General features: G+C 74.7%; 15 protein-coding genes. 8 read left to right on the forward strand and 7 right to left on the reverse strand.

The window, feature by feature from the left end:
• The first annotated feature begins 1 nt into the window (after position 1).
• A complete protein-coding gene (locus VGI02_RS20525; protein WP_331630294.1) occupies positions 2 to 1,063 on the forward strand; it encodes an RNA polymerase subunit sigma-70 in 1,062 nt (353 codons plus the stop codon).
• Here VGI02_RS20525 and VGI02_RS20530 read toward each other — a convergent pair.
• Together VGI02_RS20530 and VGI02_RS20535 are read right to left on the reverse strand one after the other, a co-directional pair.
• Positions 1,035 to 3,272, reverse strand: coding sequence for an FUSC family protein (locus VGI02_RS20530; protein ID WP_331630297.1), 2,238 nt, complete (start codon positions 3,270 to 3,272; stop codon positions 1,035 to 1,037). The genes VGI02_RS20525 and VGI02_RS20530 overlap by 29 nt on opposite strands.
• Before the next feature lie 106 nt (positions 3,273 to 3,378).
• Positions 3,379 to 4,143, reverse strand: coding sequence for an IclR family transcriptional regulator (locus VGI02_RS20535; protein WP_331630300.1), 765 nt, complete (start codon positions 4,141 to 4,143; stop codon positions 3,379 to 3,381).
• A gap of 105 nt (positions 4,144 to 4,248) precedes the next feature.
• Between VGI02_RS20535 and VGI02_RS20540 the strand changes: the two genes are divergently transcribed.
• The 5 genes from VGI02_RS20540 to VGI02_RS20560 all read left to right on the forward strand — a co-directional run bounded on the left by VGI02_RS20540 (position 4,249) and on the right by VGI02_RS20560 (position 9,230).
• Entirely contained in the window at positions 4,249 to 4,794 is a 546-nt protein-coding gene (locus VGI02_RS20540) for a quercetin 2,3-dioxygenase (protein WP_331630303.1), read from the forward strand.
• A complete protein-coding gene (locus tag VGI02_RS20545) occupies positions 4,775 to 5,656 on the forward strand; it encodes an alpha/beta hydrolase fold domain-containing protein (protein WP_331630306.1) in 882 nt (293 codons plus the stop codon). The genes VGI02_RS20540 and VGI02_RS20545 overlap by 20 nt, the downstream gene beginning before the upstream one ends.
• Before the next feature lie 78 nt (positions 5,657 to 5,734).
• Positions 5,735 to 7,333 (forward strand): FAD-dependent monooxygenase, encoded by a 1,599-nt coding sequence (locus VGI02_RS20550; protein WP_331630309.1) that lies wholly within the window; start codon positions 5,735 to 5,737, stop codon positions 7,331 to 7,333.
• A 47-nt stretch (positions 7,334 to 7,380) separates the two neighbouring features.
• Positions 7,381 to 8,676, forward strand: coding sequence for an MFS transporter (locus VGI02_RS20555; RefSeq protein WP_331630312.1), 1,296 nt, complete (start codon positions 7,381 to 7,383; stop codon positions 8,674 to 8,676).
• A gap of 74 nt (positions 8,677 to 8,750) precedes the next feature.
• The gene (locus VGI02_RS20560; protein ID WP_331630314.1) at positions 8,751 to 9,230 is read left to right on the forward strand and encodes a DinB family protein; all 480 of its coding nucleotides are present in this window, start codon (positions 8,751 to 8,753) and stop codon (positions 9,228 to 9,230) included.
• 23 nt (positions 9,231 to 9,253) lie between these two features.
• Here the strand turns inward: VGI02_RS20560 and VGI02_RS20565 are convergent, their stop codons facing one another.
• Together VGI02_RS20565 and VGI02_RS20570 are read right to left on the reverse strand one after the other, a co-directional pair.
• Entirely contained in the window at positions 9,254 to 10,507 is a 1,254-nt protein-coding gene (locus tag VGI02_RS20565; protein WP_331630316.1) for a DUF3500 domain-containing protein, read from the reverse strand.
• A gap of 14 nt (positions 10,508 to 10,521) precedes the next feature.
• Positions 10,522 to 11,268 (reverse strand): FadR/GntR family transcriptional regulator, encoded by a 747-nt coding sequence (locus VGI02_RS20570; RefSeq protein ID WP_331630318.1) that lies wholly within the window; start codon positions 11,266 to 11,268, stop codon positions 10,522 to 10,524.
• A gap of 51 nt (positions 11,269 to 11,319) precedes the next feature.
• On the opposite strand from VGI02_RS20570, the gene VGI02_RS20575 reads away from it, so the two are divergent.
• Positions 11,320 to 12,165 (forward strand): fumarylacetoacetate hydrolase family protein, encoded by an 846-nt coding sequence (locus VGI02_RS20575; RefSeq protein WP_331630320.1) that lies wholly within the window; start codon positions 11,320 to 11,322, stop codon positions 12,163 to 12,165.
• A 66-nt stretch (positions 12,166 to 12,231) separates the two neighbouring features.
• Here the strand turns inward: VGI02_RS20575 and VGI02_RS20580 are convergent, their stop codons facing one another.
• Entirely contained in the window at positions 12,232 to 12,477 is a 246-nt protein-coding gene (locus VGI02_RS20580; RefSeq protein WP_331630322.1) for a hypothetical protein, read from the reverse strand.
• A 94-nt stretch (positions 12,478 to 12,571) separates the two neighbouring features.
• On the opposite strand from VGI02_RS20580, the gene VGI02_RS20585 reads away from it, so the two are divergent.
• On the forward strand, positions 12,572 to 12,832 hold the full coding sequence (locus VGI02_RS20585) for a hypothetical protein (RefSeq protein WP_331630324.1): 261 nt from the start codon (positions 12,572 to 12,574) through the stop codon (positions 12,830 to 12,832).
• 4 nt (positions 12,833 to 12,836) lie between these two features.
• On the opposite strand, the gene VGI02_RS20590 is transcribed toward VGI02_RS20585, so the two are convergent.
• On the reverse strand, positions 12,837 to 13,724 hold the full coding sequence (locus VGI02_RS20590) for a formylglycine-generating enzyme family protein (protein WP_331630326.1): 888 nt from the start codon (positions 13,722 to 13,724) through the stop codon (positions 12,837 to 12,839).
• Positions 13,721 to 16,075 (reverse strand): arylsulfatase, encoded by a 2,355-nt coding sequence (locus VGI02_RS20595; protein ID WP_331630328.1) that lies wholly within the window; start codon positions 16,073 to 16,075, stop codon positions 13,721 to 13,723. The genes VGI02_RS20590 and VGI02_RS20595 overlap by 4 nt, the downstream gene beginning before the upstream one ends.
• Positions 16,076 to 16,188 lie beyond the last annotated feature (113 nt).

Below are 16,188 nucleotides of genomic sequence, written 5' to 3' on the forward strand. Positions count from 1 at the left end.
TATGACCTCGATCGATCACCGGTTCACGGCGCTCACCGAGCCGTTCCGCCCCGAACTGCTCGCGCACTGCTACCGGATGCTCGGCTCGATCCACGACGCGGAGGACCTCGTCCAGGAGACCTACGTGCGGGCGTGGCGCGGGTTCGACCGGTTCGAGGGGCGCTCGTCGGTGCGCCGGTGGCTGTACGCGATCGCGACGAGGGTGTGCCTCACGGCGCTGCAGGGTCGCGCGCGGCGCCCGCTGCCGTCGGGGACGGGCCCGCCGTCGGACGACCACCGGGTGGCGGTGGCCGCCTACGAACCGGCCGTGCCGTGGCTCCAGCCGATTCCCGACGTCCTGATCGGCGGCGGCGACGGCGGCGGCGACCCGGCCGTCGTCGTGCTCGACCGTGCGCAGGTCCGGCTCGCGCTGGTCGCGGCCCTGCAGCTGCTGCCGGCGCGCCAGCGTGCCGTGCTGACCCTGCGCGACGTGCTCGCGTTCACGTCGGTCGAGGTCGCGGGGATCCTCGGGACGAGCAGCTCGGCCGTCGACAGCGCCCTGCGACGGGCACGGGCACGCCTGGCGGAGGCGGCGCCCACCGAGGGCCTGCCGGTCGAGGACGGCCCGGACGGACCGGCCGGACCGGAGGCGGACGCCGCGCGCACCCGGCTGCTCGACCGCTACGTCGACGCGTTCGCCCGCGCCGACCCCGACGCGCTCGTCGACCTGCTGCGGGCCGACGTCGAGATGGAGATGCCGCCGACACCCACCTGGTTCACGGGCAGGCCCGCGGTCGTCGGGTTCCTGACCCGCCGCGTGCTGCGGCGGCCGGAGCAGTGGCGGTTGACGCCCACCCGCGCCAACGGCCAGCCCGCGTTCGTGGTGCACGAGCTCCGGGCCGACGGTCGTCACGACGCCTACGGGGTCCAGGTCCTCACCCTCGGCGGCGGCCGGGTCGCCCGGATCACCGCGTTCAACGACCCGGCGCTGGTCCCGACCTTCGGTCACCCGGTGGCGGAGCAGCGGGGTGGGAGCCCGGCGGGGGCGGACCGGGTCAGGCCACCACCGGATCGGGCCGGGTGACCGGGGGCGAGGCGATGCGCTCGAGGGTCTCGAGGTCGTCGGCCAGCCAACCCAGCCACCCCCACGCGTCGACGAGGCGCAGCGCGCGCACCGGGTGCTCGGAGCGGTCCGGCAGGTCGGCGACCGCCCGCAGTCCGGCGTGCACCAGCCCGGCGGGCGGAGCCGGGACGGTGTGCGGCCGGTCGCCCTCGCGGCCCTCGCGACGGAGCACCACGGCCCAGCGGTGGTACCGGTCGGCGACCACCTCGACGTCGCCGCGCAACTGGGCGGCGAGGTCGGGCCAGGGCACGCGATCGTCCGGGCCGGGCGGCTCGGCGAGGGCACTCCGCGCGCCGCGGCACACCCGGTGCACGACGCCGAGCACGGCGAGCCAGTCGAGATCGTGGGCGCGGGCGGGACGGCGCTCCGACCGGAACTGCGTGTACGTGGCCTCGTACCGGGCGATCTCCAGCCCCATCTCCGCCAGCCGCTGCCCCACCACCTGGCGCGGGGCGGTCCCGGCGAGCCAGTCGGTGGTGGCGTCGACGAGGTCGGCCGCGGCGTCGAGACAGCGCCCGGCCGCCCGGCGCACCTCCCCGTGGCCGCCCGCGGGCCACACCGCGGCGCCGACGCCGAGCCCGATCGCGGCACCGAGGATCACGTCGAGCAGGCGCTCCGGACCGAGCATCCACGTGGGCGGGGCGAGCTGGGCGAACAGCACCGCGATGACGAGCGTGAAGCACGCCTGCGAGGCCACCGCACCCGCGAGCCGGCCCGACGCGACGGCCACCACCACGACCACCGGGAGCAGGGCCGCGGTGGCGGCCGGGTAGGGCCCGACGACGAGCACGACACCGATGGCGAGGGCGCCGCCGATCGTCGTGCCCAGCACGGCGGGCCGCAGCGCCGCCCGGGTCGACGCGGCCGACGTGCGCATCAGGGTCAGCGTCGCGAGCAGCACCCAGAAGCCGTGGGCCACGTCCAGCTCGCCGGCCACGAACCGGGCGATGGCGAGCCCGACGCCCAGGCGCAGCGCGTTCTGCAGGTACACCGAGCGCAGCGTCAGATGGCAGCGCAGCCGGCGCCACCACAGCAGCGCCGGGGGTGCCCCGGCGTACCAGAACGGGCCGTCCGAGGGGTCCTCCCCCGGGACCACCGACGCCGGGACGCCACGGCGCGGCGCGAGCACGACCCGGGCGGCCAGCACGACGATGCGCTGCTCCTCGGCGATCTGCGACACCGCCACCGCCGTCTCGGCCCGTCGCACCGCCTGCTCCCCCGGACCCAGGATCGTCACGGCGTGGACCCGGCGGGCCGTGAACCCGGCGTGCGCCGCGTCGAGGTCGTCCAGGCCGGGCATCGGGTGGCGCCCGGCCAGGGCGTCGGCGACCTCGCGCAGCGACTCGGCCGCCGCGGCGAGCATCGCGGTGGGCGCCTCGGGGTCGGGGCCGGCGCGCCCGCTCACCGCGGCCGGGGCGAGCTCCTCGAGCGCGGCGACACGGCCGTGCAGGGCCCGCAGCGCCGCGGCGAGATGGGTCAGCCCGCGGTCCGCGGCACCCGGTCCGGTCGGGCGCTCGTCGACCGGCACCGTCCCCAGGTGCAGCCGATCCGCCGCCCGGGCGGACGCCTCGCGGGCCCGGGCCAGGGCGTCGCCGCCGACCGGCAGGGCCTCGAGGTGCGCACCGATCGCCCGGGCGGCGTGCGCAGCCCGCCGGGCGAAGGGCCGCGGCGCCTGCGCGGGCAGCAGGAACCGGTCGGCGAGCAGGAGCAGCGCGATCCCGATGGCCAGGCCGCCGATCCGCAGCGGGATCTCCCCGGGCGCGAACGGCGGGAAGGACGGCAGGATGTAGAGCAGGTGCAGCCCGTTGACCACCCCGGCCGCCCGCGGGCCGCCCAGCGCCAGCAGGGCCACGGCGACCCCGGCCACGAGCACCCCGAGGGTCGCGGCCGCCGTCGACACCGCGAGCAGCGACCCGACGGTCACCAGCACCGACCCGGCGAGCCAGCACGCCAGGATCGTCCGGGTCCGTTGTCGCGGCGTGCCGCTGACCTCGGAGAACACGCCGAAGCCGATCACCCCGAAGACGGCGTACACCGCCAGCGTCGGGTCCCCCAGGGCGTAGCGGCAGACCAGGAAACCGACCGACGCCGCGACCGCGATCCGCACCGCCCGCCGGGTGGCGGCCAACCCCGGGTCGCGGTGCAGCAGCCACCGCAGCACTCGCCGCATCGCGTCATCGTGCGCCCCGGCGGCGCGGGGCGACAGGTGCGCTTCGCGCTCGTGAGCACTTTCCGGTGTCATAGCCCCGGAAAGTGCTCACGGGGCCGGAGGCCACCTACGCGCGGGGCGGGCGGTGGCCGAGGCCCCGCGAGACCGCGAGCGCGGTGGAGCGCACCACCTGCGCGTAGGCCCGCGGCGGCGCCGACCCGGCCGGGACCACGACGGAGACCGCGGCCAGCGTGTGGCCGAGGCTGTCGCGCACCGGCGCCGCGACCGACGACACCGGCGCGGGGGACGCCCGCTCGAACACGGCGACCTGGTGGCGGCGGACGTCCTGGAGCCGGCGCCGCACGCGCTCGGCCGCCGCAGGCCCGAGCGCGGCGAGGCACCGGGACTGCACGGTCGCGGGCGCCCCGGCGAGCAGCACCAGACCGACCCCGGTGTCGTCCAGCGGCATCCGCCCCCCGACGCGGTAGTCGATCTCGACCGCGCCCCGGGAGGAGAGCCGCTCGACGAGCAGCGCCTCGTCGCCCTCGCGGACCGCGAACAGCACGTGCTGGCCGGAGACCTCGTGGAGGTCCTCGAGGTAGGGCAGCGCCACCTCGCGCAGTCCGTGGCTGCGCGGTGCGAGCGAGGCGACCTCGAACAACCGCAGGCCGACGACGTAGCGGTCGTCGTCGTCCTTCTCCAGGGCGCCCCAGGTGAGCAGGTGCCCGGCCAGCCGGAACGTGGTCGACAGCGGGATGCCGGTGCGGCGGCTCAGGTCGGCCAGACTGTGGGTGCGGTGCCCGGCGTCGAAGGCCGCCAGCAGGGCGAGGGCGCGCACCACGACCGGGTCGCCCTCGGCCGGCCGCTTCCCGCGACGCCGCGGCGCGTTCATCGAGCGAGCGTGGCATGCCGGTCAATGGCATGCCGTGGCCGGAAGCGCGGCGCAGCTCACACCATGAGCGCGCCGGACCACCGACGATCCGACGAGGAGGACACGATGACCGCGGAGTTCGTCACCCCCGCCGCGGGCGGGAACTCGCCCCTGCCGGGCAAGCCGCTGCCCTACATGCTGGAGGCCGGCGAGGGCGAGCGCGCCCACCTGTTCGACCAGCTGTTCACGGTGCTGCTGTCCGGCGACGAGACCGACGGCCAATTCGGCGTGTTCACCATGGAGGCCCCGCGCGGCCAGGCCATCCCGGTCCACTCCCACGCCGACGTCCACGAGATCTTCTACGTGCTCGACGGCAAGGTCCGCGTCGTCGTCGAGGACGGCGAGGGCGACCGCGTCGACCGGGTCCTGACGACGGGCGACTTCGGCTACGTCCCCGCCGGGCACCGGCACTCGTTCCGCGTCGAGTCCCACCGGGCACGCACCCTCGGGGTGAACACCGGCGGGTTCGAGCGGTTCTTCGCGGCCGCGGGCGAGCGCACCTCCTCGACGATGCCGCCCGCGCAGCCGGTGGTGCCGTCGCCCGAGCAGCTCGGCGACGCGGCCCGCCGCTACCGCAACGAGTTCCACTTCGATGCCCACCTCATCGACTGACGCGCCGCCCGCGCCGGCGCCCGCACCGCTCGCCCCGCCCGCCCGGGGCGGCGGGCTCGTCACCTGGCGGGCCGCCGAGTACGCCGTCGTCCCCGGCTACCGGCCGCTGCTGCTCGACGTCGTCCGGCCCGACTCCGCGGGCGACGTCCCCCTCGTCGTGTTCGTCCACGGCGGCGGGTGGCGGACGGGCAGCCGGTCCGGGATGGGTCCGATGTTCGCCGGCTGGGACCCGTCGCCGTTCGCCGAGCTCGCCGCCGCGGGCTTCGCCGTCGCGTCGATCGACTACCGGCTCAGCGCGGAGGCCCGCTTCCCCGCACCGCTCGACGACGTCCGCGGCGCGCTGGCGTGGCTGGCCGACCAGGCCGGCGAGCTCGGCGTGCGGCCGGGGCCGTGCGCGCTCTGGGGCGAGTCGGCAGGCGGGCACCTCGCCGCCCTCGCCGCGCTGACCGGGGACGGGGTCACCGCCGTCGTCGACTGGTACGGCCCGTCCGACCTCACGACGATGGCCGACGACGCGGCCACGGGCGGCCGCTCGATCACCGACCCCGGTTCGCCCGACTCGCGCGAGTCGCTGATGCTCGGCGGACCCGCCACCGAGCACCCCCACGCGGCGCGGGCGGCGAGCCCGGTCACCCACGTCCACCCCGGCGCCCCGGCGTTCCTGCTCCGGCACGGGACCGCCGACCGGTTCGTCCCCACCCGCCAGTCGCAGCGCCTGGCCGATGCGCTCGACGGCGTCGGGGCCCGCCCCCGGCTGGACCTCGTCGACGGCGCCGACCACCTCTGGCTCGGCGACCCGCAGGCCGCCCGGACCGCCTTCGACGACGCCGTCGCGTTCCTCCGGAGCCACCTCACCCCCTGATCCACCTCCCGTAGCGCGCCGGCCTCGTGACCGGTGCGCCGACCCCGTCGTGCCCGCTCCAGGAGAAGGAGACCGGCCATGTCCCACTACCCCGTGCTGATCGCCGGTGGCGGCCCCAGCGGTCTGGCGGCGGCGCTCGAGCTCGCCCGGGCCGGCGTCCGCTGCGCGGTGATCGAACCGCGGGTCGACGTCACGACCGACCGGCCCCGCGCCAAGACCACGAGCGCCCGCACCATGGAGCACTTCCGCCGGTGGGGGCTCGCCGACCGGGTCCGCCGGGCCGCTCCGGTCCCGGTGTCCTACGCGCAGGACGCGGTGTTCTGCACCCGGCTGGCCGGCCGGGAGATCACCCGGTTCCCGAACGCGTTCGCGATGCACGCCGGGCGGCGCGACGAGGTCGCCGAGGGCGGGCAGCAGATCCCGCAGCCGGTCGTCGAGGCGGTGCTCCGCGACGCGGTGGCCGCACTGCCGACCGCGGACCTGCTGCTCGGGCACCGCGTGCTCGCGGTCCGCGACGGCGAGGACGGAGTCGTCGCGCTGGTCGAGACCCCGGAGGGCGCCGAGGTGCGGCTCACCGGAGACCGCCTGCTGGGCTGCGACGGGGCGAACGGCGTCACCCGCGACGCTGTGGGCGCCCGGTACGAGGGCCGCAGCGGCGAACTGCCCAACCTCAACATCACTTTCACCGCACCCGACCTCGAGCGCCTGGTCTGCGCCCGCGCCGCGCACTACTGGGTCCTCGGCACCGAGGCCGCCGGGATCGTCGGGCGGATGGATCTCGAGGGCACCTGGTGGACCGTCGCGCAGGGCGTCCGCTCCGGCGTCGACCCCGCGGCGCTCGTCCGGCGGCTCGCCGGGGTCGACCTCGACGTCACCGTCCGCGCGACCGACCCCTGGTCGGCCCGGATGCTGCTCGCCGACCGCTACCGGGGGCGCCGGACGTTCCTGGTCGGGGACACCGCGCACCTCAACCCGCCGTGGGGCGGGCACGGCTACAACACCTGCGTCGGCGACGCGGTGAACCTCGCGTGGAAGATCGCGGCCGTCCACCACGGCTGGGCCGGGGAGGCCCTGCTCGACAGCTACGAGACCGAGCGCCGCCCGGTCGCCGCCCGCACCATCGACGCCGCGGGCGCCCAGGACTCCCGGCTCGCAGGCTCGTTCGCCCACCCCGAACTGGACCTCGACGGGCCCGTCGGGGCGAGGCGCCGCGCCGCCGTCGCCGACGACGTGGCCGTCAAGCGCGGCGAGTTCCACAGCCTCGGGCTGGTGCTCGGCTACCACTACGCCGGGTCCCCGGCCGTCGTCGACGACGGGTCCCCCGTGCCGCCGGACGCGCTGATCGACTACCACGGTTCCGCGCGGCCCGGGGCGCGCCTGCCCCACCGCTGGCTGCCCGACGGGTCCTCGCTCTACGACCGGCTCGGCCGCGGCTTCACGCTGCTGCGCCTCGACGCCCGGATCGACGCCGGCCCCGTCGTCGACGACGCGCACGCCGCCGGTGTCCCCCTGCGCGTGCTCGACGCCGCGGACGTCCCGGACGCCGAGGCGTACGGCGCCCCGCTGCTGCTGGTCCGTCCCGACCAGCACGTCGCCTGGCGCGGCAGCGAGCCCGCCGCCGCGGCCGCCGCCCTGGAGGTGGCCTGCGGCCACCAGCGCGCAGCGCACCTCCGCTGATCCCACCACCCCCGCATCTCGACCAGTCCCGAGCAGGAGCCACCGTCATGAGCCTCATCTCGCCCGAACCGACCGGCACGGCCGGTCCCGCCGTCGACGCCGGGGCACCACCGTCGGGTCCGCCGCGCGGCCTGCTCGTCGCCCTCGCCGCGGGGGCGGTCACCGCACCGCTCGCGAACCTCGTCCCCGCGGTGCTGACCCTCCCGCTGGCGGCGGCGCGGATCGACGCGGCTGGCGCGACCTCGCTGCTCTCGCTGGTGGTCGCGATCGGGTCGATCTGCTCGCTCATCGCGTTCCCGGTGATGGGCCGGCTCTCCGACCGCACGACGAGCCGGCTGGGCCGTCGCCGCCCCTACCTGCTCGGCGGCGCGGCGCTGACCGCCCTCGGCGGCGTCGTCACCGCCCTGGCCGCACAGCCCGCGACGCTGGTCGGGGGCTACGTGCTCACCTCGATCGGGTTCAGCGCCACGTTCGTCGCCTGCACCGCGGTGATCCCCGACCACATCCCCGCCGGGCGCCGCGGGCCCGCGTCGGCGATCGTCGGACTGGCCCTGCCCGTCGGGGTGCTGTTCGGGCTGTTCGTGGCCAACCTCGTCTCGCCGAACCTGACCCTGATGATCCTTCTCCCCGCGGCGATGGGCTGCGTGGGCTCGCTGGTGCTCGCGATCGCGCTGCCCGACCGCCGCATCACCGCCGACCAGCGACCGCCGTTCGACCTGTGGGAGTTCCTCCGCACCTTCTACGTCGCCCCGCGCAGCGCCCCGAACTTCGCGTGGGCGTGGTGGAGCCGCCTGCTGATCTTCGTGGGCGTCGCGGCGATCCAGGCCTACCAGGCCTTCTTCCTCATCGGCGTCCTCGGGTTCACCGCGGAGAACGTCGCGGGCGCCGTCTTCCTGACGACGCTGGTGCTCACCGGCCCGTCCGTGCTCGTCGCCCCCATCGCCGCGCGGGCATCCGACCGCATCGGGCGTCGCAAGCCGTTCGTCATCGGCGCCGCGCTGATCTTCACCGTCGGCCTCGTCCTCGCCGCGAGCGCGCACACGTTCGCCGCGTTCGTCGTCGCCATGGCCGTCCTCGGGGTCGGCCAGGGCATCTATCTCGCGGTCGACATCGCCCTGGTCACCCACGTGCTGCCCGACCCGGCGAACCCGGCGAAGGACCTCGGGATCATGAACCTGGCGAACACCCTGCCGCTCTCGATCATCCCCGCGGTCGCGCCCGCGATCCTGCTGATCGGCGCGAGCGTTGCGCACCCGCAGAACTTCCCCGCGCTCTTCGGCTTCGGGGCGGTCGCGGGTCTGGTCGGCGCGCTGCTGATCCTCCCGATCCGCGGGACCCGGTAGGTGCGCTCCGCGCCCATCCCTCGCCATGACACGGGATAGTGCTCACGAGGCGCAGCCACCTCCGGGAGACGCTCATGGGTTCGTTCGATGTGCCACTGGCCGGCGAGCGCACCCAGCTCGACGCGTTCGTCGAGGAGTACCGCGGCGCCCTCGAGGCGACCCTCGACGGCCTCACCGAGGAGCAGGCCCGTCGCCGCCTCGTCCCGTCCGCGACGACGCCGCTGGGGCTGCTCAAGCACGTCACGTGGATGCAGCGGGTGTGGTTCGAGGAGTGCGTCGGCGGCGCGACCCGTCGGGGGCTCGGCCTGGTGCAGACCCCGGAGGCGTCCTTCCGGCTCACCGACGACGACACCGTCGCCACGGTCACCGCAGCTCACCGGGCAGCCTGCGCGACGGCCCGGACGGCGGTCGCGGGCCTGATGCTGGACGACGTCGTGACCGGCCACCGGGCCGGGCCGCGGACGCTTCGCTGGGTGTATCTGCAGGTGCTGCGGGAGCTGGCCCACCACTGCGGGCACGCCGACATCCTGCGCGAACAGGTCCGGGCCGGCTGAGCTCCGGGACCGGGTCCTCGTGGTCAGAACAGCTGGTGCTCGCGACGCGCGGCCACCCACGCGCGGCCGTAGTCGTTGCCGTGCGGGGTGCGCAGCACGGTGTGCACGTGGAAGGACTGCGGGGTGTCGTAGTCCAGGAAGACGCCGCAGTGGTGGTCGAGCTCGGCGATCACCACCGGCGACTGGACGCGGTAGTAGAAGACGTCGCCGGGACGGTGCCCGCCGATCCAGCTGAACCAGGTCTCGTCCAGGAAGGCCTCGACCTCGCGCATCCGGGCCGCGCGGGGTCCGGCGGGCAGCACCTCGACGAACGCCTCGACGATGTCGAGGACGAGCCGCTGCGCCGCGGCGGGCATGTCGGCGACGCGGACGCCCTCGAGCGGGATGACGCGGTTGTCCTGGAACGCCCCGCCGAGGTGGCGCTCGTCGCCGGGGTGCACCCGGTCGGCGGGCATCGCCGGGTCGACCATCTCCGCGTAGACGGTCGCCGCTCGTCGCTGGTCCTCCCCCAGCACGGCCATGAGGTCGGTGCCCAGCCGGATGCGGTCGGTGTAGGCCTCGACGCCGGCGTGCGGGCCCTCGTCGATCTCGTTCGGCTCGGCCCCGAGGAAGACGGGGCTGACCACCATGCGCCCGGAGACCACCAGGCAGTGGACCGCGCAGTGATGGCCGAACAGCTGCCAGCCCCAGGGCTCGACCGGGTCCGGGCGGCCGTAGAGCGCCACGTTGTAGCTGAACTCGCCGAGGATGGTCGGGAGGTCGACGACGTCGCCGAGGAACCCGTTGATCCGCATCATGTCGCGGACGAGGCGGTACCCCTGGGGGCTCAGCGACGCCTCGACCAGCGCCATCGCCGCCTCGCGGACCCCCGCGGGCTGGAGCTCCAGGCGCAGGCCGGTGTCGAACTGCATGAACTCCGGATTGGCCCAGGTCTGCCACTCGACGGCGTCGACCGGGTGGCGCAGCGCCGCGAGCGACGACGGGTCGAGCAGGCTCTCGAGGGCCTCGGCCGCGCCGATCATGGCCGCGACGGGCGCCTCCTCGCCCGGCTCGGCGGGCGAGAAGGCGTGGACCTCCGGACGCAGGACGCCGTCGGGAGTGATCCCGCGGAACTCGGCCAGCTGCAGCGGCTCCCACCCGCGGATGAGCCCGCCGGTGAACGGGTCCTGCTTCGCGGCCTCGCGGTAGGCGTACGGGTCCAGTCCGCGGATGCCCGCGAGGCGCGGTGAGTCGTGGTCGAAGAGGAACTCGCGGAACCGGGCGGTCGGGGCTCGCATCGTGGTCTCCGGGGTCATACGGCGTGGTGACGGGCGACGGCGGCGCGGACGGCGGTCTCGTCGCCTGCCGCGACCGCGTCGACGAGGGCGGTGTGGACGGCGAGCCGGTCCGCCCGACGGCGGCGTTCCTCGTCCGGGTCGGTGGTGGCCGGCCGCGGCTCCGCGGCCCCGAGGTGGCCGAGCGTGCCGAGGTAGACCGCCCGGGCCATCGCGTTCGGGCTCGTCGAGGCGAGCGCCTCGTGCAGCGCCCAGGTGGCGCGCACGAACCCCGGCCAGTCCGGCGCTGACGCCATCGCGGCGAGCCGGGCGCGGAACCCCTCGACGTCGGCCGCGGACGCGCAGCGGGCGGCGCCGACGTCGACGAGCTCCTCTAGGTGGGCCCGCAGCTCGACGGCGTCGGCGACGGCCGCCGCATCGTCGCGGACCTCGAGCAGGGTGTGGCGCATCCGGACGGCGGGGCCCCGCTCGGCGACGAAGAGCCCGCCGCCGCGCCCGGGCCGGACCTCGAGCACGCCCCGCTCGGCCAGCAGGCGCACCGCCTCGCTGACCGTCGCGCGGGCGAGACCGGTCCCGGCACGCAGCTCGTCGAGGGTGCCGACCGGGGCACCGGAGGCCAGGCCCGCGTCGTGGATGCGGTCCTCGAGCACGCCCGCGAGCTGTTCGCCCCGGGTGCGCGCACCGAACGCGCGGGGGGCGGAAGCGTCGCGCAGACCGACGAGCAGGTCACCGGGCCCTTGCCCGTCGACCTCGTCCTGGCGCATGCTGCCAGTGAAACACAAAGTGTCGAACCTTTATAGCCTTTGGAGATCGCGATGCGCGTGGTGGGGATCGACCGGGGACGCGGCGTCGAGGTCGCCGGGCTGTCGGCGGACGGCGAGGAGGCCGCCGTGCTCGCGACGCTGGAGGGGTTCTGGGCGGACCCGGCCGCGGCGCTGACCCGCGACGGCGACCCGGTCCACCTCGACGCCGTCCGGCTGGTCCCGCCGGTGCTCCCCCAGGCCCGGGTGATCTGCGTCGGGCTCAACTACCTCAAGCACGCCGCGGAGGGCTCGTACCGCGAGGACGCGCTCCCCGACCGGCCCACCCTGTTCGCCCGCTGGCCGCGGTCGCTGTCCGTCGACGGGGCGCCGGTGCCCGTCCCTCCCGACGAGGACGGCCTCGACTGGGAGGGCGAGATCGTGGCGTGGGTGGGCCGCAGGCTCGTCGACGCCGACCCGGACGAGGCACTCGCCGCCGTCGTCGGGTACTCGACCTTCAACGACCTCACCGCCCGGAAGGCCCAGAAGACGACCTCGCAGTGGATCCTCGGCAAGAACGCCGACGCCTCCGGGCCGCTCGGTCCGATGGTCCCGGCGGCCGAGGTCGGGGACCTGCGCGACGGGCTGCGCGTCCGCACCCGCGTCAACGGCGAGACCGTCCAGGACGGCGACACCCGCGAGATGGTCTACACCGTCGGCGAGACGCTGGCCTACATCTCGCGGACGCTGTCCGTCGAGCCCGGGGACCTGCTGGCCACCGGGACCCCCGCGGGCGTCGGCTACGCCCGGACGCCGCCGTGGCTGCTCGGGCCGGGCGACGAGGTCGAGGTGGAGGTCGACCGACTCGGAATCCTCCGCAACCACGTCGTCCCCGCCTCGGAACGCCACCGGCCGTCATGATCGCGGAAGAGATCGAATTCCGGATGACGGGAGCAATGGACCCGGTCGTCGGAATACTCACGTGGACTACGACTCGATGTCGGCAGTCAGGGCCCGGTTGAGCTCCGCCAGTTCGAGCGTCCGCTTTCCCTCGTTGAGACTGATCGACTCGATGACGGCGAAATTGAGCAGGACCATCGACCCGTCCTCCAGTACGACCCGGTGCACCTTCGCCCCCTCGATCAGCGCGGTCAGGTGATCAGCGACCTCGGCGATCGGCTCCTCGTACTTGAGGGTCAACGGGAATTGCTGCAGTGAGACGTACACGGTCATACACGCGCTCCTCGAGTGTCGGGGGCCGTTCGGCTCAGGCAAGTTGCTCTGTGTGCGCTCAGCGGGTCGATGGCGCTCATGATTCCATGGAAGAATGGAGATCGACGGGATCGCAGTGGTCGAGGAGTCCGAGGACCACGGCTATTCCTGGCGATGGGACGATCCGCGAGGTTTCGAATCGGAAATCCTCTGGGACCGTCAGATCGGGAGCCTCACGCTCGGGACCCGGGTACCGCCGGGCGGCTGGACCCACGCCACCCTGGACGTGGACCGGTGGGGCCACGCCCGCACGGTGCGGGAGGCGCGCACGGTGGTCGAACGCTACGTCACCCGCGCGACGGCGAAGCCGGCCTGACGGGTCAGGCCGCGGAAGTCGCGCAGCGGAACCCGATGTTCGCCGCGCTCGACTCCGGGGTGTTGGCGGTGCGGGCGGAGGCGCGGTAGCGCGCACAGTAGGAGTGGTGGCAGAGGTAGGACCCGCCGCGCATCACCTTCGCGGTGCCCTCGTCGGGGCCGGCCGGATCCTCGCGCGGCGAACAGGCGTAGTAGGTCGGCGAATGCCAGTCCGCGCACCACTCCCACACGTTGCCCACCATCTGCCAGAGCCCGTGGTCGTTGGGCCGGAACGACTTGACGGGCGCCGTCGTCAGGTACCCGTCCTCGACGGTGTTGTGGGTCGGGAACGTGCCCTGCCAGATGTTCAACGGCCAGCGCCTGCGGGTGTCCAGGTCGTCGCCCCACGGGTAGCGGGCCCCCTCACGCCCGCCGCGGGCGGCGTACTCCCACTCCGCCTCGGTGGGCAGCCGGGCTCCCGCCCACGCGCAGTAGGCCAGGGCGTCGTTCCAGGAGACGTGCACGACGGGGTGGTTGGCCCGGGGGACAGGATCGCCGCCGGGCCCGTCGGGGTGGCGCCAGGACGCGCCGCGGACGTCGAGCCACCACTCGGCCCCGACCACCGAGCCCAGGACGTCGGCGCCCTCGCCCCGGAAGGCGAGATGGAAGACCGCCGAGGACCCGAACCGCTCCGCGTCCGTCTCGTACCCGGTGTCCTTGACGAACGTGGCGAACGCCGCCGTGGTCACGGTGGTGGCGTCGAGCCGGAACCCGGACACGGCGACCTCGTGCACCGGACCCTCGCCGTCGCCGGGATTCCCGTCGCCGTGGTGGTCACCCATGCCGAACGTGCCGCCGGGGATGACGACCTGACCCCGCCGGGAGCGGGTGGCGGTGCCGTCGCGGCCGCTCACTGGGAGGTCAGCACGCGGCGCTCCCGCGCACCCTCGTCGGCCACGGCGACATCGTCCCCGACGGCGACGTGCACGGCCCGGATCGTGGCGGTGAAGACCGTGTCGGTCCCCGCGTAGTCCTCCGAGGTCGGGGTGCCGAGATCGACGCCGACGTCGAGGGTCTCGTCGAACGAGAAGTAGTACGGGATCGTCCGGTCCACACGGCTCTGCCCCACCGGCCTGCCGTCGACCGAGAGGGTGACCGTGCCGCCCCGGGCGACGCCCCCGCCGTCGTAGGCGAAGTCCATCCGCACCTCGTGCGGGCCGGCCGTCAGGGCCTCGTCCCCGCGCACCGTGGCGCGCGCCAGCCCGAAGTAGTTGTACTCGTAGCAGGGCCGCCCCTCCAGGCAGTACAGCGTCCAGCCGCCGAACCGGCCGCCCTGCGAGATGATCACGCCTGCCGCGGCGTCGTCGCCGGTCTCGATCTCGGCCGTGACGCGGTGCGAGCGGTTCTTGACGTCGAGGGTGTTCTCCTCGGTGAGCCGCCGGATGCCGGGGTGATAGGTCGTCGACGTCCGGTCCCCGAGCAGCCCGACGCGCCCGGCCACGGTCGGGTTCTCGCGCTCGGTCACGCGGTCGTCGAGCGGGAAGACCTGGTACTTCGCGGCCTCGATGAGGAACAGGTCCTGCAGCTCGCGCAGCCGCTCGGGGTGGGCGGCGGCGAGGTCGTGGGCCTGGCTGGGGTCGGCGGTCGTGTCGTAGAGCTCCCACACGTCCTCGGTGAAGCGCTTCTTCCCGCCCGAGACCATGTCCCAGGGGATGCCGTGGCGGGTCACGGCGGTCCACCCGTGGTGATAGATGCCGCGGTTGCCGCACATCTCGAAGTACTGGGTGGTGCGCCGCTCGGCCGCGCCGGGGTCGTCGAAGGTGTAGCGCATGCTCGTGCCCTCGACGGGCTGCTGGGCGACGCCGTCGACGGTGACCGGAGCCGGGAGCCCGGCGCAGTCGAGCACCGTGGGCAGGACGTCGATGACGTGGTGGAACTGGTGGCGCAGCGCGCCGCGGTCGGTGATCCCCCGGGGCCAGTGCACGATCAGCCCGTCGCGGGTGCCACCGAAGTGCGACGCGACCTGCTTGGTCCACTGGTACGGGGTGTTCATCGCGAGCGCCCACCCCACCGGGGCGATCGGGTAGGACTCGGGGCCGCCGATCTCGTCGAGGTGGCCCACGAGGTCGTGGGGGTCGTCGACCACGCCGTGGCCCAGGCGGTGCTCGACGGTGGTCCCGACGAGGCCGCCCTCGCCCGAGGCCCCGTTGTCGCCGAGCAGATAGACGAACAGCGTGTCGTCGAGCTGCCCGAGGGCCTCGAGCGCCTCGACGAAGCGGCCGAGCTGGGCGTCGGCGTGCTCGGTGAAGCCGGCGAAGGTCTCCATGAGCCGGTTGGCCACCGCCGCCTGGTCCTCGCCGAGGTCGTCCCAGTGCGGCACCCCCTCGGCCCACGGGCCCAGTTCGGTGCCGGGCGGCACGACGCCGAGCTCCTTCTGGCGGGCGAGCGTGATCTCGCGCTGGCGGTCCCAGCCGTGGTCGAACCGTCCGCGGTAGCGCTCCTGCCACTCCGGCGCGACGTGCAGCGGGGCGTGCGCGGCACCGAAGGCGAGGTAGGTGAAGAACGGGCGGTCGGGGGCCATCGTCTTCTGCGTGCGGACCCAGTCCACGGCGTGGTCGACGAGGTCCTCGGAGAGGTGGTAGCCCTGCTCGGGCCGCCGGGTCGGTTCGACGGGGGTGGTGCCCTCGTAGAGCAGCGGGGTCCAGTGGTTCATCTCGCAGGCCATGAACCCGTAGAAGTGGTCGAACCCCTCGCCGGTCGGCCACCGGTCGAACGGCCCGACGGGGCTCACCTCCGGCGCGGGCGTCTGGTGCCACTTGCCGAACGCCGCGGTGCTGTAGCCGTTGCACTGCAGGGTCTGCGCGATGGTGGCCGCGCTGCGGGGCCGCACCCCGGTGTAGCCGGGGGCCGCGGTGGCCATCTCGGTGGTCCCGCCCATCCCGACGGAGTGGTGGTTGCGCCCGGTCATCAGGGCCTGACGGGTCGGGGAGCACAGCGCGGTGACGTGGAAGCGGGTGTAGCGCAGCCCGTCGTCGGCGAGCCGCTGGGCCGTCGGCATGCGGCAGGGGCCGCCGAAAGCGCTCGACGTGCCGAACCCGAGGTCGTCGAGGACGACGAGCACGACGTTCGGGGCGCCCGACGGCGCCTCGATGGGGCGCACGGGCTCGAAGGCGTCGGTCTGGTCGCCGATCCCGAGCGCGGTCGCGACCCTCGAGTTCTCCTCCGGGAGCGGGAGGATGGCCCGACGGTCAGTGCGCTCGTGCATCGAGCAACTCCTCGGCGATCGTGCGGCGGTCACCGGAACAGCGGGGACCGCATGGCTGATGCGTACATCTGTACACTTAGCGTGGACATTTGTCCACGATCTTGGCCGGCGAC

The organism is Actinomycetospora sp., from assembly GCF_036497245.1.
Classification (GTDB): Bacteria; Actinomycetota; Actinomycetes; order Mycobacteriales; family Pseudonocardiaceae; genus Actinomycetospora.